General features: G+C 53.7%; 19 protein-coding genes. 17 read left to right on the top strand and 2 right to left on the bottom strand.

Annotation, left to right across the window (positions count from 1 at the left end; translation table 11 throughout):
- Positions 1–23: 23 nt before the first annotated feature.
- From cysJ to cysH, 3 genes are all read left to right on the top strand, one after another.
- A complete protein-coding gene (gene cysJ / locus OGX90_RS18750; RefSeq protein ID WP_234692755.1) occupies positions 24–1,823 on the top strand; it encodes an NADPH-dependent assimilatory sulfite reductase flavoprotein subunit in 1,800 nt (599 codons plus the stop codon).
- Positions 1,823–3,535, top strand: coding sequence for an assimilatory sulfite reductase (NADPH) hemoprotein subunit (gene cysI, locus OGX90_RS18745; RefSeq protein WP_286624498.1), 1,713 nt, complete (start codon positions 1,823–1,825; stop codon positions 3,533–3,535). Before cysJ ends, cysI begins: the two co-directional genes overlap by 1 nt.
- Before the next feature lie 83 nt (positions 3,536–3,618).
- Positions 3,619–4,353: a phosphoadenosine phosphosulfate reductase gene (gene cysH, locus OGX90_RS18740; RefSeq protein ID WP_060683316.1), complete on the top strand. Its 735-nt coding sequence runs from the start codon at positions 3,619–3,621 to the stop codon at positions 4,351–4,353.
- A gap of 45 nt (positions 4,354–4,398) precedes the next feature.
- On the opposite strand, the gene OGX90_RS18735 is transcribed toward cysH, so the two are convergent.
- Positions 4,399–5,442 carry an aminopeptidase gene (locus OGX90_RS18735; RefSeq protein WP_234692753.1) on the bottom strand — a complete coding sequence of 348 codons (1,044 nt, stop codon included), beginning with the start codon at positions 5,440–5,442 and terminating at the stop codon, positions 4,399–4,401.
- Positions 5,443–5,696: 254 nt separating this feature from the next.
- Here OGX90_RS18735 and cysD point away from each other — a divergent pair, with 254 nt between their 5' ends.
- From cysD to rpoS, 12 genes are all read left to right on the top strand, one after another.
- Positions 5,697–6,605: a sulfate adenylyltransferase subunit CysD gene (gene cysD, locus OGX90_RS18730; RefSeq protein WP_234692752.1), complete on the top strand. Its 909-nt coding sequence runs from the start codon at positions 5,697–5,699 to the stop codon at positions 6,603–6,605.
- Between the two features lie 9 nt (positions 6,606–6,614).
- Positions 6,615–8,042, top strand: coding sequence for a sulfate adenylyltransferase subunit CysN (gene cysN / locus OGX90_RS18725; protein WP_234692751.1), 1,428 nt, complete (start codon positions 6,615–6,617; stop codon positions 8,040–8,042).
- A complete protein-coding gene (cysC, locus tag OGX90_RS18720; RefSeq protein ID WP_234692750.1) occupies positions 8,042–8,647 on the top strand; it encodes an adenylyl-sulfate kinase in 606 nt (201 codons plus the stop codon). Before cysN ends, cysC begins: the two co-directional genes overlap by 1 nt.
- 47 nt (positions 8,648–8,694) lie before the next feature.
- On the top strand, positions 8,695–9,018 hold the full coding sequence (locus OGX90_RS18715; protein WP_020996298.1) for a DUF3561 family protein: 324 nt from the start codon (positions 8,695–8,697) through the stop codon (positions 9,016–9,018).
- 214 nt (positions 9,019–9,232) lie between these two features.
- Positions 9,233–9,544 carry a cell division protein FtsB gene (gene ftsB / locus OGX90_RS18710; RefSeq protein ID WP_003034163.1) on the top strand — a complete coding sequence of 104 codons (312 nt, stop codon included), beginning with the start codon at positions 9,233–9,235 and terminating at the stop codon, positions 9,542–9,544.
- Positions 9,545–9,562: 18 nt separating this feature from the next.
- A complete protein-coding gene (gene ispD, locus OGX90_RS18705) occupies positions 9,563–10,258 on the top strand; it encodes a 2-C-methyl-D-erythritol 4-phosphate cytidylyltransferase (protein ID WP_003825722.1) in 696 nt (231 codons plus the stop codon).
- 54 nt (positions 10,259–10,312) lie between these two features.
- Positions 10,313–10,792 carry a 2-C-methyl-D-erythritol 2,4-cyclodiphosphate synthase gene (gene ispF / locus OGX90_RS18700; RefSeq protein WP_003034167.1) on the top strand — a complete coding sequence of 160 codons (480 nt, stop codon included), beginning with the start codon at positions 10,313–10,315 and terminating at the stop codon, positions 10,790–10,792.
- Entirely contained in the window at positions 10,789–11,838 is a 1,050-nt protein-coding gene (gene truD, locus OGX90_RS18695; protein ID WP_103284787.1) for a tRNA pseudouridine(13) synthase TruD, read from the top strand. The genes ispF and truD overlap by 4 nt, the downstream gene beginning before the upstream one ends.
- Entirely contained in the window at positions 11,819–12,580 is a 762-nt protein-coding gene (surE, locus tag OGX90_RS18690; protein WP_003825728.1) for a 5'/3'-nucleotidase SurE, read from the top strand. The genes truD and surE overlap by 20 nt, the downstream gene beginning before the upstream one ends.
- Positions 12,574–13,200: a protein-L-isoaspartate(D-aspartate) O-methyltransferase gene (locus tag OGX90_RS18685; protein WP_003034172.1), complete on the top strand. Its 627-nt coding sequence runs from the start codon at positions 12,574–12,576 to the stop codon at positions 13,198–13,200. Before surE ends, OGX90_RS18685 begins: the two co-directional genes overlap by 7 nt.
- Positions 13,201–13,384: 184 nt before the next feature.
- Positions 13,385–14,467, top strand: a complete 1,083-nt coding sequence (gene nlpD, locus OGX90_RS18680; protein WP_223849051.1) for a murein hydrolase activator NlpD — start codon at positions 13,385–13,387, stop codon at positions 14,465–14,467.
- Between the two features lie 62 nt (positions 14,468–14,529).
- The gene (gene rpoS, locus OGX90_RS18675) at positions 14,530–15,522 is read left to right on the top strand and encodes an RNA polymerase sigma factor RpoS (RefSeq protein ID WP_000081498.1); all 993 of its coding nucleotides are present in this window, start codon (positions 14,530–14,532) and stop codon (positions 15,520–15,522) included.
- Between the two features lie 142 nt (positions 15,523–15,664).
- Here the strand turns inward: rpoS and OGX90_RS18670 are convergent, their stop codons facing one another.
- Entirely contained in the window at positions 15,665–16,069 is a 405-nt protein-coding gene (locus OGX90_RS18670; protein WP_032944816.1) for a MarR family winged helix-turn-helix transcriptional regulator, read from the bottom strand.
- A 160-nt stretch (positions 16,070–16,229) separates the two neighbouring features.
- Here OGX90_RS18670 and OGX90_RS18665 point away from each other — a divergent pair, with 160 nt between their 5' ends.
- On the top strand, positions 16,230–16,823 hold the full coding sequence (locus OGX90_RS18665) for a non-oxidative hydroxyarylic acid decarboxylases subunit B (RefSeq protein ID WP_218658974.1): 594 nt from the start codon (positions 16,230–16,232) through the stop codon (positions 16,821–16,823).
- Complete coding sequence (locus OGX90_RS18660; RefSeq protein WP_003825816.1) at positions 16,823–18,250, top strand: non-oxidative hydroxyarylic acid decarboxylases subunit C; 1,428 nt, start codon at positions 16,823–16,825, stop codon at positions 18,248–18,250. Before OGX90_RS18665 ends, OGX90_RS18660 begins: the two co-directional genes overlap by 1 nt.
- Positions 18,251–18,258: the final 8 nt, after the last annotated feature.

Raw genomic sequence — 18,258 nt, 5'->3', positions numbered from 1 at the left:
TGCTTACTGGAACATGACAACGCATGACGACACAGGCCCCACCTTCCGCTTTGCTACCGCTAAACCCGGAGCAACTGGCACGCCTTCAGGCGGCCACGACCGATTTCACTCCCGCACAGCTTGCGTGGGTTTCTGGCTATTTTTGGGGCGTGCTGAATCAGCAGCCTGGCAGCAACGCGGTGGCGCCTGCGCCTGTCGCTGAAATGCCAGGCATTACGCTTATCTCCGCCTCGCAAACCGGAAATGCGCGCCGTGTGGCGGAAGCCCTGCGCGATGATCTGATCGCCGCGAAGCTCAACGTCACTCTCATCAACGCTGGCGACTATAAATTCAAACAAATCGCCAATGAAAAACTGCTGATCGTGGTGGCGTCGACGCAAGGGGAAGGTGAACCGGCGGAAGAAGCCGTGGCGTTGCATAAATTCCTGTTCTCGAAAAAAGCGCCGAAGCTTGATAACACCGCTTTTGCCGTATTTGGTCTTGGCGATACCTCTTATGAGTTTTTCTGCCAGGCAGGAAAAGACTTCGATGCGAAACTGGCTGAGCTGGGCGGTGAACGTCTGCTCGATCGTGTAGATGCCGATGTCGAATACCTGGCCGCGGCTGCGCAGTGGCGTGCTCGTCTGGTTGATGTCCTGAAAGCGCGTGCGCCTGCGGCACCGTCTGTGCAAGTTGCCGCGAGCGGTGCAGTAAATGAAGTACACACCAGCCCATACACCAAAGAAGCGCCGCTGACGGCGTCGCTTGCGGTGAATCAGAAAATTACCGGCCGCGACTCTGAAAAAGACGTGCGCCATATTGAAATTGATTTAGGCGATTCCGGCCTGCGTTATCAGCCGGGCGATGCGCTGGGCGTCTGGTATCAGAATGACCCGGCTCTGGTTAAAGAACTGGTTGAACTGCTGTGGCTGAAAGGTGATGAGCCGGTCACGGTTGAAGGCAAAACCCTGTCGCTCGCTGAAGCGTTGCAGTGGCATTTCGAGCTGACGGTTAACACCGGCAATATCGTAGAGAACTATGCCACCTTAACCCGCAGCGAAACTTTGCTGCCGTTAGTGGGTGACAAAGCACAGTTGCAGCATTACGCCGCAACCACGCCCATCGTCGATATGGTGCGCTTCTCTCCGGCACAACTGGATGCTCAGGCGTTAGTTGATCTTCTGCGTCCGCTGACGCCGCGTTTGTACTCCATTGCTTCTTCCCAGGCGGAAGTGGAAAGCGAAGTGCACGTCACCGTGGGCGTGGTGCGTTATGAGATGGAAGGTCGCGCCCGTGCTGGTGGTGCTTCCAGTTTCCTCGCCGACCGCGTGGAAGAAGAAGGTGAAGTTCGCGTGTTCATTGAACACAACGACAACTTCCGTCTGCCGGCGAACCCGCAGACGCCGGTAATTATGATTGGACCGGGTACGGGGATTGCGCCGTTCCGTGCATTCATGCAGCAACGTGCGGCTGACGGAGCCGAAGGCAAAAACTGGCTGTTTTTTGGTAACCCACACTTTACCGAAGATTTCCTGTATCAGGTGGAATGGCAGCGTTACGTCAAAGAGGGCGTACTGAGCCGTATCGATCTCGCCTGGTCCCGCGATCAAAAAGAAAAAGTCTACGTACAAGATAAACTGCGCCAACAGGGCGCGGAACTGTGGCGCTGGATTAACGACGGTGCGCACATTTATGTCTGTGGCGACGCCAATCGCATGGCGAAAGACGTTGAGCAGGCGTTGTTGGAAGTGATTGCCGAATTCGGTGGTATGGATATCGAAGCGGCGGATGAATTTTTAAGTGAGCTGCGCATTGAGCGCCGTTATCAGCGAGATGTCTACTAATGAGCGAAAAACATCCAGGACCATTGGTGGTCGAAGGCAAACTGTCCGACGCTGAGCGTATGAAGCTGGAAAGCAACTATCTGCGCGGTACCATTGCCGAAGATTTAAACGACGGCCTGACCGGCGGGTTTAAAGGCGACAACTTCCTGCTGATCCGTTTTCACGGTATGTACCAGCAGGACGACCGCGATATCCGCGCCGAACGTGCCGAGCAAAAGCTGGAGCCGCGTCACGCGATGCTGCTGCGCTGTCGTCTGCCGGGTGGGGTGATCACCACCAAACAGTGGCAGGCTATCGACAAGTTCGCCCATGACAACACTATATACGGTAGCATTCGTCTGACCAACCGTCAGACCTTCCAGTTTCACGGCATTCTGAAGAAGAACGTTAAGCCAGTACACCAGATGCTGCATTCAGTCGGGCTTGACGCTTTGGCGACCGCCAATGACATGAACCGTAACGTGCTGTGCACCTCCAACCCGTATGAATCTGAGCTGCACGCGGAAGCCTACGAGTGGGCGAAAAAGATCTCCGAACATCTGCTGCCGCGTACCCGCGCCTATGCAGAGATCTGGCTGGATCAGGAAAAAGTCGCGACCACCGACGAAGAGCCGATCCTCGGTCAAACCTATCTGCCGCGTAAGTTTAAAACCACCGTGGTAATCCCACCGCAGAATGACATCGATCTGCACGCCAACGACATGAACTTCGTGGCGATTGCGGAAAACGGCAAGCTGGTGGGCTTTAACCTGCTGGTGGGCGGTGGTTTGTCGATTGAGCACGGCAACAAGATAACCTATGCCCGTACGGCAAGCGAGTTTGGTTATCTGCCGCTTGAGCATACGCTGGCCGTGGCGGAGGCTGTGGTGACCACGCAGCGTGACTGGGGTAACCGTACCGATCGTAAAAACGCGAAAACCAAATACACGCTGGAACGCGTAGGCGTTGAGACCTTTAAAGCTGAAGTTGAGCGCCGGGCGGGGATCAAATTTGAGCCGATCCGTCCGTACGAGTTCACCGGTCGCGGCGATCGTATCGGCTGGGTGAAAGGGATCGACAATAAATGGCATCTGACGTTGTTTATTGAAAACGGACGAATCCTCGATTATCCGGGCCGACCGCTGAAAACCAGTCTGCTTGAGATCGCGAAGATCCACAAAGGTGAGTTCCGCATTACCGCGAACCAGAACCTGATCATTGCCGGTGTTCCTGAGAGTGAAAAGGCGAAGATAGAGAAGATTGCGCAGAAGAGTGGCTTAATGAACGCGGTCACTCCGCAGCGTGAAAACTCGATGGCCTGCGTCTCGTTCCCGACCTGTCCGCTGGCGATGGCGGAAGCTGAGCGCTTCCTGCCAACGTTTATCGACAACATCGACACGCTGATGGCGAAGCACAGCCTGAGTGATGAAAACATTGTCATGCGTGTGACCGGCTGCCCGAACGGTTGTGGTCGTGCGATGCTGGCGGAAGTTGGTCTGGTGGGTAAAGCTCCTGGGCGTTACAACCTCCATTTAGGGGGCAACCGTATCGGAACCCGTATTCCCCGGATGTTTAAAGAGAACATCACCGAGCCGGAAATTCTGGCATCGCTGGATGAACTGATTGGGCGCTGGGCGAAAGAGCGCGAAGCGGGTGAAGGCTTCGGTGACTTTACGGTGCGTGCGGGCATTATTCGCCCGGTGCTCGATCCCGCACGGGATTTCTGGGAATAATGTGAAATTGACTTATCGGGTCTGCTGAATCGGTAGGCCTGATAAGCGCAGCGCCATCAGGCAAGGCAAACAGTGAGGAACTTATGTCCAAACTCGATCTCAACGCGTTGAACGAACTGCCGAAAGTTGAACGCGTTATGGCGTTGGCACAAACCAACGACCAACTGGAAAAATTGAGCGCCGAGGATCGCGTAGCGTGGGCGCTGGAAAACCTGCCTGGTGAATATGTACTGTCATCAAGTTTTGGTATCCAGGCGGCAGTGAGCCTGCATCTGGTAAATCAGGTTCGCCCGGATATCCCGGTGATCCTCACCGATACTGGCTACCTGTTCCCGGAAACCTATCAGTTTATTGATGAGTTAACGGACAAGCTTAAGCTTAATCTGCAAGTCTACCGGGCAAAGGAAAGTGCGGCCTGGCAAGAAGCGCGCTACGGCAAACTGTGGGAGCAGGGCGTTGAAGGCATTGAAAAATACAATGACATCAACAAAGTCGAGCCGATGAACCGGGCGCTGCAGGAGCTGAACGCGCAAACCTGGTTTGCCGGTCTGCGTCGAGAGCAATCGGGCAGTCGTGCGCATTTGCCGGTGCTGGCTATCCAGCGCGGCGTGTTTAAAGTTCTCCCAATCATCGACTGGGATAACCGTACGGTTTACCAGTATCTGCAAAAATACGGTTTGAAATACCATCCGTTGTGGGATCAGGGCTATCTGTCGGTAGGTGATACCCACACCACCCGCAAATGGGAGCCGGGTATGGCGGAAGAAGAGACGCGTTTCTTCGGATTGAAGCGTGAGTGCGGACTGCACGAAGGGTAACAGGAAAGTGGTCCGGTAAGATTTACATCCTACCGGACCACATCTTCAGGATTTACCCGCTTTTGCCAGTTCCTTTACCAGCGGCAGCATAATGCGTACCACGTCGCGGCTACGGTGCTCTATCCGGCCCGGTAACGCTTTATCGATATGCTGTTGGTTATCCAGTCGCACGTCGTGCCAGCTGTTGCCTGCCGGGAAAGAGGCGCTTTTGGCGCGCTGCTGATAGCCATCTTTCTTGCCCAGGTTCCAGTTGGTCGCTTCAACTGAAAGAACGGCAATCCCCGCGTTGTCGAAGACCTCTGCATCGTTACAACATCCAGTGCCTTTCGGATAGTCTTTGTTCAGACCTGGATTGGTGCTGGCAACGATACCGCGGCTGCGCGCGATAGCCAGTGCCCGGTCGCGCGTCAGTTTTCGCACCGCTTCCGGGGTTTTCTTACCGCTATTGAAATAGAGCTTATCGCCGACGATCAGGTTATCGAGGTTGATAACCAGCAGCGTGTTTTTCTTCTCGGCGGCGCTCATTCGCTTCAGGATGTTCTCCGCGCCCAGTTTGCCTTCTTCCTCGCCGCTGGTGGCGATAAAGCGAATACCGTACTGCGTCGGCACGTTCTTGAGTTTTTCCGCCAGTTCCAGCATTACGCCAACACCTGCGGCGTTGTCATCGATACCTTGCAGGGTTAATCCACCCAGATTGGCATCGGAGTCGGCGTCGCTTTGTGCGGCGTAGGTGTCGAGGTGCGCCATAATAATAATCTGCTGCGGCGCTTTGCCTTCATGTGCAGCAATAACGGTGCTTCCCGTTACGTTATGCCAGTTTTTACGGTTATCTTTGGCGGTATAAACATAACGGCTATTAAACGTCCGAATATCGCTGCTATAACCCATCTGCTGAAATTGTTGACGTATATAATCAGCAGACAACATTTCTGCTGGAGATCCCGTCACGCGGCCTGGGAAAAACGTTGCGATATATCGAGCCTGGGTATTTGCGATATCTCCGGGCTTCGAAGATGTTGCCTGTGCGGGAAGGATGAAGCACGCGCCGAGCGCCATGGCTGCAAGAAGGTGGCGCAATGCGAGAAACATGATGAGTCCTTAAATACCAAGCAGAAATTTTCAGCCGCTAGTATGAAACCGTGATCGAGGTAAAACAATTTCATTTGCTCCTAAATGCCCGAATTCCGGTAGCTTAAGCACTTTTTGATATTTGCTTTTCCGGATCGTTATTCCTTTGAGGAACTACTCATTCCAATTCGTAATTTCATTCGCCCCCTTGCCCTCCCTATAGTCAGGTTATCTGAGCATCGTTAGCAAAATAACGGCATTACATAGGAACGGTTATGGATCAAAAACGACTTACCCACCTGCGGCAACTGGAAGCGGAAAGCATCCATATCATTCGTGAGGTGGCCGCCGAGTTTTCTAATCCGGTGATGATGTATTCCATCGGCAAAGATTCCAGCGTAATGCTGCATCTGGCGCGTAAAGCGTTTTATCCGGGCACGCTGCCGTTCCCATTGCTGCACGTTGATACCGGCTGGAAATTCAACGAAATGTACGAGTTTCGTGACCGCACGGCGAAAGCCTACGGCTGCGAACTGCTGGTGCATAAAAACCCGGAAGGGGTGGCGATGGGCATCAACCCGTTTGTCCACGGTAGCGCCAAGCATACCGACATTATGAAAACTGAAGGGCTGAAGCAGGCACTGAATAAATACGGTTTCGATGCCGCGTTTGGCGGTGCTCGTCGTGACGAAGAGAAATCGCGTGCCAAAGAGCGTATTTACTCTTTCCGCGATCGTTTTCATCGCTGGGATCCTAAAAATCAGCGCCCGGAGCTGTGGCACAACTACAACGGGCAGATTAACAAAGGCGAAAGCATTCGCGTCTTCCCGCTTTCTAACTGGACTGAACAGGATATCTGGCAGTACATCTGGCTGGAAAATATCGACATCGTGCCGCTGTATCTGGCGGCGGAGCGTCCGGTGCTGGAACGCGACGGCATGCTGATGATGATTGATGACGACAGAATCGATCTGCAACCTGGTGAAGTGATTAAAAAACGCATGGTGCGTTTCCGTACGCTCGGTTGCTGGCCGCTGACAGGCGCGGTGGAGTCGAATGCGCAGACGCTACCGGAAATCATCGAAGAGATGCTGGTTTCAACCACCAGTGAACGTCAGGGCCGCGTGATTGACCGCGACCAGGCGGGCTCCATGGAGCTGAAGAAACGTCAGGGGTATTTCTAAGGAGCCGCCATGAATACGACACTTGCACAACAAATTGCTAATGAAGGCGGCGTTGAAGCCTGGATGGTTGCCCAGCAACACAAAAGTCTGCTGCGCTTTTTAACCTGCGGTAGCGTGGATGATGGGAAAAGTACCCTGATTGGCCGCCTGCTGCACGACACGCGTCAGATTTATGAAGACCAGCTTTCATCGCTGCACAATGACAGTAAACGTCACGGCACTCAGGGCGAAAAGCTTGATCTGGCGTTATTGGTTGACGGCTTGCAGGCCGAGCGCGAGCAGGGCATCACCATCGACGTGGCGTATCGTTATTTCTCTACCGAGAAGCGTAAATTTATTATTGCGGACACTCCCGGGCATGAGCAGTACACCCGTAACATGGCGACCGGCGCGTCGACCTGCGACCTGGCGATCCTATTGATCGATGCGCGTAAAGGCGTGCTGGATCAGACTCGTCGTCATAGCTTTATCTCCACGCTGCTTGGGATCAAACACCTGGTAGTGGCGATCAACAAAATGGATCTGGTGGACTTTAGCGAAGAGACATTTAACCGCATTCGCGAAGACTATCTTACTTTTGCTGAACAACTGCCGGGCAACCTGGATATCCGGTTTGTGCCGCTCTCTGCGCTGGAAGGTGACAACGTGGCTTCGCAAAGCGCCAGTATGCCGTGGTACAGCGGTCCGACGCTGCTGGAAGTGCTGGAAACCGTTGAGATCCAGCGCATTGTTGATACTCAGCCGATGCGCTTCCCGGTGCAGTATGTGAACCGACCGAATCTGGATTTCCGTGGTTATGCCGGAACGCTGGCCTCCGGTAGCGTGAAGGTTGGACAGCGCGTCAAAGTGTTGCCGTCCGGCGTGGAGTCGAGCGTGGCGCGAATCGTAACCTTTGATGGCGATTTACAGGAAGCGCATGCGGGTGAAGCGATCACCCTGGTGCTGAAAGATGAGATCGATATCAGCCGGGGCGACCTGCTGCTTGATGCCGGTGAAACGCTGCCGACAGTACAAAGCGCTGCAGTTGATGTGGTGTGGATGGCGGAACAACCGTTGTCGCTCGGGCAGAGCTACGACATAAAAGTCGCAGGCAAGAAGACCCGCGCACGCGTTGATAGCGTGCAGTATCAGGTCGATATAAACAACCTGACCCAACGTGACGTTGAAGCGCTGCCGCTGAACGGCATCGGTCTGGTTAATCTGACTTTTGATGAGCCGCTGGTGCTGGATACCTATCAGCAGAATCCGGTTACGGGCGGGCTGATTATCATTGACCGCCTGACTAACGTTACCGTTGGCGCGGGACTGGTGCGTGAGCCAATCGTCCAGGAACTTGCCACAGCTTCTCAGTTCAGCGCGTTTGAGCTGGAGCTTAATGCACTGGTGCGTCGCCACTTCCCACACTGGGGTGCGCGCGATCTGCTGGGAGGAAAATAATGGCGCTGCATGACGAAAACGTCGTCTGGCATACCCATCCTGTTACACCGCAACAGCGGGAACAACGCCACGGTCATCGTGGTGTTGTGCTGTGGTTTACCGGGCTGTCAGGTTCCGGTAAATCCACGGTAGCAGGGGCGCTGGAAGAAGCGCTGCATAAGCTAGGGGTGAGCACCTATCTGCTGGATGGCGATAACGTGCGTCACGGTCTGTGCAGCGATCTTGGGTTTAGCGATGCCGATCGCAAGGAGAATATTCGTCGGGTTGGTGAAGTGGCTAACCTGATGGTAGACGCCGGCCTGGTGGTGTTGACTGCGTTTATCTCTCCACATCGCGCCGAGCGAAAAATGGTTCGCGAGCGCGTGGGCCAAGGGCGTTTTATTGAGGTTTTTGTCGATACGCCATTAGCAACGTGCGAAGCTCGCGATCCAAAAGGGCTGTATAAAAAAGCGCGAGCGGGGGAGTTGCGCAATTTCACCGGAATTGACTCGGTTTACGAAGCGCCTGAATCGCCAGAGATTCATCTTGATGGTGAACAATTGGTAACAAATTTGGTTCCTCAATTATTAGACCTGCTGAGGCAGGAAGATATTATCAGATCCTGAGACACCCGAGCTTGCATGCCCGGTCAGTCACGGTCACAGGATTAGATATGCGTAACAGCCATAACATTACTATTACAGAGTCAGATACCTTCGCTGCCGACGACGAAACTACCTGGTCACTCCCAGGTGCCGTGGTCGGTTTTGTCGCGTGGTTGCTGGCGCTGGGATTCCCGTGTCTGATGTATGGCCCTAACACACTGTTTTTCTTCCTCTATACCTGGCCCTTTTTCCTCGCGTTGTTGCCCGTGGCGATTGTCGCGGGTATTGCCCTGCATTCGCTATTGAAGGGGAGATTGCTGCTGAGTATTGCCTGTACCCTGCTGGTGGTTGGCGCAATGTTTGGCGCACTGTTCCTGTGGCTACTGGGTTAGGCATACGTCCTTTCACGCGATCGCCGCTGTTGTTCACTGTCTGGCCATAATTCAAACCGTAACCAACAATGAGATTATGTTCTCCTTACATGGGGTATACGTAACAACGGGCAAATGTGGTACATTTGCCCGCGTTGTCGCGGCATTCCCGTCCGTTGATGTAAAGTTGTCAGCGGAGTTTATGGGATGTTGATGCCGTTTTTCAGGGGGCAGGATGGGTAAACTTACGTTGCTGTTGCTGGCTTTATTAGTCTGGCTACAGTATTCGCTGTGGTTCGGTAAGAACGGCATACATGACTATAGTCGCGTCAACGATGATGTTGCGGCGCAGCAAGCTACAAACGCGAAACTGAAAGCGCGTAACGATCAGCTTTTTGCCGAAATTGACGATCTCAATGGCGGGCAAGAGGCTATCGAAGAGCGCGCGCGTAACGAACTCAGTATGACTAAGCCAGGCGAAACCTTTTATCGTCTGGTGCCTGACGCGTCTAAACGCGCTCAGACTGCAGGGCAAAACAATCGATAAACCGTCCAGGGATTTAACATGGCAGCCACTTTAATGGACGTTTGCGCCGTGGTGCCGGCTGCCGGGTTTGGCCGCCGAATGCAAACAGAGTGTCCTAAGCAGTACCTCTCTATTGGCAATAAAACCATTCTCGAACACTCGGTTGATGCGCTGCTGGCTCATCCCCGGGTGACGCGAGTCGTCATCGCTATTAGCCCAGGCGACAGTCGCTTTGCCCAACTTCCACTCGCAGCGCACCCGCAAATTACCGTGGTGGATGGTGGCAACGAGCGTGCCGATTCTGTCCTTGCTGGTTTGCAAGCCGCAGGTGAGGCCAGTTGGGTTCTGGTGCATGATGCCGCGCGTCCGTGTCTGCATCAGGAAGATTTATCTCGTTTGCTGGCAATAAGTGAAACCAGCCGCATCGGCGGGATCCTTGCCGCGCCGGTGCGCGACACGATGAAACGCGCGGAGCCGGGCCGAACAGACATCGCCCATACGGTCGATCGCACCGATTTATGGCATGCGTTGACGCCGCAGTTTTTCCCTCGCGAGCTGTTGCATGACTGTCTGACCCGTGCGCTAAACGAAGGCGCAACCATTACGGACGAAGCCTCGGCGCTTGAATATTGCGGTTTTCATCCGCTGCTGGTCGAAGGACGCGCTGACAACATCAAAGTCACCCGCCCGGAAGACCTGGCGCTGGCGGAATTTTATCTGACCCGAACTATCTAGACACATCATTCTTCAGGCTGCCTGGAGATGTTGTGTATATCAGGAGAAGGCATAATGCGAATTGGACACGGTTTCGACGTACACGCTTTTGGCGGAGTTGGCCCAATTATCATTGGTGGTGTGCGCATCCCGTATGAAAAAGGATTGCTGGCGCATTCTGATGGCGACGTGGCGTTACACGCGTTAACCGATGCACTGCTGGGCGCGGCTGCGCTGGGGGATATCGGTAAACTCTTCCCGGACACCGACCCGGCCTTTAAAGGTGCAGATAGCCGTGAATTATTACGTGAAGCCTGGCGGCGTATTCAGGCTAAAGGCTATACGCTTGGTAATGTGGATGTGACGATTATTGCTCAGGCGCCGAAGATGCTGCCGCACATTCCGCAGATGCGCGTGTTTATTGCCGAAGATCTCGGCTGCCATATGGATGATGTTAACGTGAAAGCGACCACCACGGAAAAACTCGGTTTTACCGGGCGTGGGGAAGGGATTGCCTGTGAAGCGGTGGCGTTACTCATTAAGGCAACAAAATGACTGCGTTTGAAGATCTGACGTATATCCACGGCAAACCACAAGGCCATGGCGTTCTGAAAGCGAATCCGGAAGACTTTGTCGTCGTCGAAGATTTAGGCTTCGAACCGGATGGCGAAGGTGAGCACATTTTGGTGCGTATCCTGAAAAACGGCTGTAATACCCGTTTTGTGGCTGACGCGCTGGCGAAGTTCCTGAAAATTCACGCCCGTGAAGTGAGCTTTGCTGGCCAGAAAGACAAGCATGCAGTCACGGAACAGTGGCTGTGCGCGCGCGTGCCGGGCAATGCAATGCCTGATTTAAGCAAATTTGAACTCGAAGGCTGTAAAGTGCTGGAGTACGCGCGCCACAAGCGTAAGCTGCGTTTAGGGGCGCTGAAAGGTAACGAATTTACGCTGGTGCTGCGTGAAGTGAGCCAGCGAAATGACGTTGAAGCGCGTTTGCAGACGATTAGCGAGCGCGGCGTACCGAACTATTTTGGTGCTCAGCGTTTTGGTATTGGCGGCAGCAACCTGCAAGGGGCGCTGCGTTGGGCGCAAAGCGATACGCCGGTGCGCGATCGCAATAAGCGCAGTTTTTGGTTGTCGGCGGCCCGTAGTGCGTTGTTTAATCAGATAGTCAGTGAACGCTTGAAAAAAACAGACTTTAATCAAGTTGTTGACGGCGATGCGCTACAATTGTCGGGACGCGGAAGTTGGTTTGTCGCCACGCAGGAAGAACAAACCGAATTACAGCGTCGCGTCGATGATAAAGAATTGATGATTACAGCAGCATTACCGGGCAGCGGTGAGTGGGGAACTCAGCGCGACGCGCTGGCGTTTGAAGAAGCCGCTATTGCTGATGAAACCGCGCTGCAGTCGCTGTTGTTGCGCGAGAAAGTAGACGCATCGCGTCGTGCTATGTTGCTGTATCCACAACAATTAAGCTGGAACTGGTGGGATGACGTAACCGTTGAGTTACGTTTCTGGCTACCGGCAGGTAGCTTCGCCACCAGTGTTGTAAGGGAACTTATTAACACAATGGGTGATTATGCGTATATTGCTGAGTAACGATGATGGGGTCCACGCACCCGGTATACAAACGCTGGCGAAAGCGCTGCGTGAGTTTGCTGACGTACAGGTGGTTGCCCCGGATCGTAACCGCAGTGGCGCGTCTAACTCGCTGACGCTGGAATCCTCACTTCGCACGTTCACCTATGATAACGGTGATATCGCCGTACAAATGGGTACACCTACCGATTGCGTCTATCTGGGCGTGAACGCATTAATGCGTCCGCGTCCGGACATTGTCGTGTCTGGTATTAACGCAGGTCCTAATCTGGGCGATGATGTTATCTATTCCGGTACCGTTGCGGCGGCGATGGAAGGTCGTCACCTGGGCTTTCCTGCGCTGGCGGTCTCACTTGATGGGCATAAACACTACGATACTGCTGCCGCAGTAACTTGCCGTATCTTACGGGCGCTGAGTCGCGAACCGCTGCGCACCGGGCGAATTTTGAATATCAACGTGCCGGATTTACCGCTGGATCAGATTAAAGGTATCCGCGTCACCCGCTGTGGTAGCCGCCATCCTGCGGATCAGGTGATCCCACAGCAGGACCCGCGCGGTAATACGCTGTACTGGATCGGGCCGCCGGGCGAAAAGTGCGACGCCGGACCGGATACAGATTTTGCCGCCGTCGATGAAGGCTATGTTTCCATTACGCCGCTGCATGTCGATTTAACCGCCTACGGCGCGCATGAAGTTGTTTCTGACTGGTTAGACAGCGTGGGAGCCGACACGCAATGGTAAGCAGACGCGTACACACTCTTCTTGAACAATTACGTGCGCAGGGCATCAGAGATGAGCTTGTTCTCGATGCACTTGCCGCCGTGCCGCGTGAAAAATTCATTGATGAGGCGTTTGAACATAAGGCCTGGGATAATATTGCCCTGCCGATTGGTCAGGGGCAGACGATTTCGCAACCCTATATGGTTGCGCGGATGACCGAGCTGCTTGAGTTAACGCCGCAGTCCCGGGTGCTGGAAATTGGTACCGGCTCTGGCTACCAAACGGCGATTCTGGCGCACCTGGTGCATCATGTGTGCTCTGTTGAGCGCATTAAAGGTTTGCAGTGGCAGGCGCGTCGTCGACTTAAACAGCTTGATTTACATAATGTTTCTACCCGTCATGGTGATGGATGGCAGGGCTGGCAAGCGCGAGCCCCGTTTGACGCTATCATTGTTACGGCAGCGCCGCCTGAGATCCCAACCGCATTGATGATGCAGTTGGATGAAGGCGGTATTCTCGTCTTACCCGTGGGCGACGAGCATCAGTTTCTGAAACGGGTGCGTCGTCGGGGAGGCGAATTTATTATCGATACCGTGGAGGCCGTACGTTTCGTTCCCTTAGTAAAAGGGGAGCTTGCGTAGATACAGGCTCTGAATACCTGGAGTTTTCCTGGATATTCTGGAATTAGTAAGCGTATCGTGGTCACGTTTCCAGTGCCCAGTCCGATGCCTTGCACGGTGATTACGTCACTGGTTTTAACCAAATTTTCCTGGGGGATAAATGAGCGCGGGAAGCCACAAATTTACCGTCCGCCGCATTGCGGCATTGTCACTGGTTTCATTATGGCTGGCAGGTTGTTCAAATACCTCGAATCCACCTGCACCGGTCAGTTCCGTTGATGGCGGTGCATCAACGAACACCAATTCCGGCATGCTGATTACGCCTCCACCAAAAATGGGCTCGACGTCGACAGTACAGCAAACGCCACAGATCCAGCCGGTGCAGCGTCCGACCACACAGTCAACACAGATCCAGCCTGTTGCGGAACAGCCTGTGCAGATGGAAAACGGTCGTATTGTGTACAACCGTAAGTATGGGAACATTCCGAAAGGTAGCTATACGGGCGGCAGTACCTATACTGTTAAGAAAGGCGATACCCTTTTCTATATCGCCTGGATTACCGGGAACGATTTCCGTGATCTCGCACAACGCAATAACGTTCCGGCCCCGTATGGCCTGAATGTCGGTCAAACTCTGCAAGTGGGCAACGCGTCGGGTACACCGATTACTGGTGGGAATGCCATCACCCAGGCGGATGCAGCACAGCAAGGAGTTGTGACCAACCCTGCACAAAATTCCACCGTTGCTGTTGCTTCGAAACCAACAATTACGTATTCTGAGGATTCAGGTGAACAAAGTGCTAATAAAATGTTGCCGAACAACAAGCCTGCTGGGACCGTTGTCACAGCGCCTGTAACGGCTCCAGCAGTTAGCGCAACCGAATCAACTGCAAGCTCAACGTCAACCAGCTCGCCAATCTCTACCTGGCGCTGGCCGACTGACGGCAAAGTAATCGAAAACTTCGCGGCTACTGAAGGTGGCAATAAAGGGATCGATATTGCAGGCAGTAAAGGACAGGCTATTGTCGCGACCGCAGATGGACGCGTCGTATATGCCGGTAACGCACTGCGCGGTTACGGTAATCTTATTATCATCAAACATAACGATGATTACCTGAGTGCCTACGCCCATAACGATACAATGCTGGTCCGGGAACAACAAGAAATCAAGGCGGGGCAGAAAATAGCTACCATGGGTAGCACCGGAACCAGTTCAACACGCTTGCATTTTGAAATTCGTTACAAGGGGAAATCCGTAAACCCGCTGCGCTATTTACCGCAGCGATAATTCGGCGGAACCAGGCTTTCACGTGCTAGTTCCGTTAGGGATCACGGGTAGGAGCCACCTTTATGAGTCAGAATACGCTGAAAGTTCATGATTTAAATGAAGATGCGGAATTTGATGAGAACGGAGTAGAGGCTTTTGATGAAAAAGCCTTGAGTGAAGAGGAACCCAGTGATAACGACCTGGCTGAAGAAGAGCTGTTATCGCAGGGGGCCACACAGCGTGTGTTGGACGCGACTCAGCTTTACCTTGGTGAGATTGGTTATTCACCACTGTTAACAGCCGAAGAAGAAGTTTATTTTGCGCGTCGCGCACTGCGTGGGGATGTCGCTTCTCGCCGTCGCATGATTGAAAGTAACCTGCGTCTGGTGGTGAAAATTGCTCGTCGTTATGGCAATCGTGGTCTGGCATTGCTGGACCTGATTGAAGAGGGCAATTTGGGACTGATCCGTGCCGTCGAGAAGTTTGACCCGGAACGCGGGTTCCGCTTCTCAACATACGCAACCTGGTGGATCCGCCAGACGATTGAACGGGCGATTATGAACCAAACCCGTACGATCCGACTGCCGATCCACATTGTAAAAGAGCTGAACGTCTATCTGCGTACCGCGCGTGAGTTGTCGCATAAACTGGACCACGAACCGAGCGCAGAAGAGATTGCTGAACAACTGGATAAACCGGTTGATGACGTCAGCCGTATGCTCCGACTCAACGAGCGTATTACCTCGGTAGACACCCCGCTGGGTGGCGATTCCGAAAAAGCGTTGCTGGATATTCTGGCCGATGAAAAGGAAAACGGCCCGGAAGACACCACGCAAGACGATGATATGAAACAGAGCATCGTCAAATGGCTGTTCGAACTGAACGCCAAACAGCGTGAAGTGCTGGCACGTCGTTTTGGTCTGCTGGGGTATGAAGCTGCGACACTGGAAGATGTGGGCCGTGAAATTGGTCTCACCCGTGAACGTGTTCGCCAGATTCAGGTTGAAGGTCTGCGTCGTCTGCGTGAAATCCTGCAGACTCAGGGACTGAATATCGAAGCGCTTTTCCGCGAGTAAGCACAAGTTCTATCAAGAAAGGCCAGTCTCATTGGGACTGGCCTTTTTCTATGTTTGTTGCCTGATGGCACTGCGTTTATCAGGCCTACGGGGAGCAGGACTTTGTAGGCCGGATAAGACATTTATGTCGCCATCCGGCAGATTAGTTCATCATCTTACGCACCAGACGTGTGAACTGCTCGCGTTCTTCTTCGCTAAGTCTGCCCAGAAACTCATCATCCACGCTATCGCCTAACGGAGTTGCGCTGGCCAGTAATGCTTCTCCTTGCGCGGTCAAATAAACAAACCGTCGACGCTTATCTGCCGGGTCATGTTCACGCCTGACCAGCTCCCGTTTTTCCATTCGGCTCAGCATTTCCGCAAGGGTTGCTTTGGTACAGACTGCTGCTTCGGTCAGGTCAACCTGCTCAATGCCGGGACGTTCAGCAATGGCGCGCATCACCGCATACTGTGGTTTGGTCAGATCCGGTAATTCATGTTGCCAGCGGGACGTATGCTGCTGGAAGAGCTGACGTAAAAGGTGAAATGCTTTATTTCGTAACGGCATGAGCGCTCCGGAATTCCTGTCAGTCTCTATCATAGCGGGTTACGCATCTTTTTTTAACAATTGCGGCTTTAGCGATCTGTGCTCGATGACCTTGCCCGAAATGTTATGTGAGAGTATTTTAATCAAAATGTTCGTACACGAACAAAAATCGAGAGATTAAATGAGACTGATTGTCGGAATGACCGGGGCAACCGGTGCGCCCCTTGGTGTGTCGCTATTGCAGGCGCTGCGGGAAATGCCCGAGGTGGAAACCCATCTGGTGCTGTCAAAGTGGGCCAAAACCACTATTGAACTGGAAACGCCGTACAGCGTCCGTGATGTGTCTGCGTTGGCCGATTATTGCCACAACCCGGCGGACCAGTCGGCAACCATCTCCTCTGGATCGTTTCGTACTGACGGCATGATCATTATCCCCTGCAGTATGAAAACCCTGGCCGGTATTCGTGCAGGCTACGCGGAAGGGCTGGTGGGGCGCGCTGCTGATGTGGTGCTGAAAGAAGGGCGCAAGCTGGTTCTGGTTCCGCGTGAAATGCCGCTTAGCACTATTCATCTGGAAAACATGCTCGCGCTTTCCCGCATGGGCGTGGCGATGGTCCCGCCCATGCCCGCGTATTACAACCACCCGCAAACGCTCGATGACATCACTCAGCATATCGTTGCGCGTGTGCTCGATCAGTTTGGTCTGGAACACCCCAACGCCCGTCGCTGGCAGGGGTTACGGCAGGCGCAGAATTTTTCACAGGAGAATGAATAATGGCATTTGATGATTTGCGCAGCTTTTTACAAGCGCTGGACGACCAGGGACAATTGCTGAAAATCAGTGAAGAAGTTAACGCCGAGCCGGATCTGGCTGCGGCAGCCAATGCGACCGGACGCATTGGTGACGGTGCGCCAGCGCTGTGGTTTGACAATATTCGTGGTTTTACCGACGCCCGTGTGGCGATGAACACTATTGGTTCGTGGCAGAATCACGCCATCTCTTTAGGCCTGCCGCCAAATACCCCAGTGAAAAAACAGATTGATGAGTTTATTCGCCGTTGGGATAAATTTCCGGTTACGCCGGAGCGTCGCGCCAATCCGGCGTGGGCTGAAAACTGTGTTGATGGTGATGAGATCAACCTGTTTGATATTCTGCCGCTGTTTCGCCTGAACGATGGCGACGGCGGTTTCTATCTTGATAAAGCCTGCGTGGTGTCGCGCGATCCGCTGGATCCGGACAACTTTGGCAAACAGAACGTCGGCATTTATCGTATGGAAGTGAAGGGTAAACGCAAGCTTGGCCTGCAGCCGGTGCCGATGCACGATATCGCGCTGCACCTGCATAAAGCCGAAGAGCGCGGTGAAGATCTGCCGATTGCCATCACGCTGGGTAACGATCCGATCATTACCCTGATGGGGGCCACGCCGCTGAAGTACGATCAGTCGGAATACGAAATGGCGGGAGCGCTGCGTGAAAGTCCGTATCCGATCGCTACCGCGCCGCTCACCGGCTTTGACGTGCCATGGGGTTCGGAAGTGATCCTCGAAGGGGTAATTGAAAGCCGTAAGCGTGAAATCGAAGGGCCGTTTGGCGAGTTTACCGGGCACTATTCCGGTGGACGTAATATGACGGTCGTGCGTATCGATAAAGTCTCTTATCGCACCAAACCTATTTTTGAATCGCTGTATTTGGGGATGCCGTGGACGGAGATTGACTACCTGATGGGGCCGGCAACCTGCGTACCGTTGTATCAACAGTTGAAAGCCGAATTCCCGGAAGTGCAGGCGGTGAATGCCATGTATACCCACGGTTTGCTGGCAATTATCTCCACCAAAAAACGCTACGGTGGCTTTGCCCGCGCGGTGGGGCTGCGCGCAATGACGACGCCGCATGGCCTGGGTTACGTGAAAATGGTGATTATGGTTGATGAGGATGTTGATCCGTTCAACCTGCCGCAGGTGATGTGGGCGCTGTCTTCGAAGGTCAATCCGGCGGGCGATCTGGTGCAATTGCCGAATATGTCGGTGCTGGAGCTTGATCCGGGTTCCAGTCCGGCGGGGATTACCGACAAGTTAATTATTGATGCGACCACGCCGGTTGCGCCGGATAACCGTGGGCACTACAGCCAGCCGGTATGCGATTTACCGGAAACGAAAGCCTGGGCGGAAAAACTGACCGCCATGCTGGCCAACCGTAAATAAGGAGTAGC

The organism is Citrobacter sp. Cpo012, from assembly GCF_030333015.1.
In the GTDB taxonomy this organism is placed as follows: domain Bacteria; phylum Pseudomonadota; class Gammaproteobacteria; order Enterobacterales; family Enterobacteriaceae; genus Citrobacter; species Citrobacter portucalensis.
Note: the sequence above shows the minus strand (reverse complement) of the source record. Positions and strands in the feature narration are given on the sequence as shown.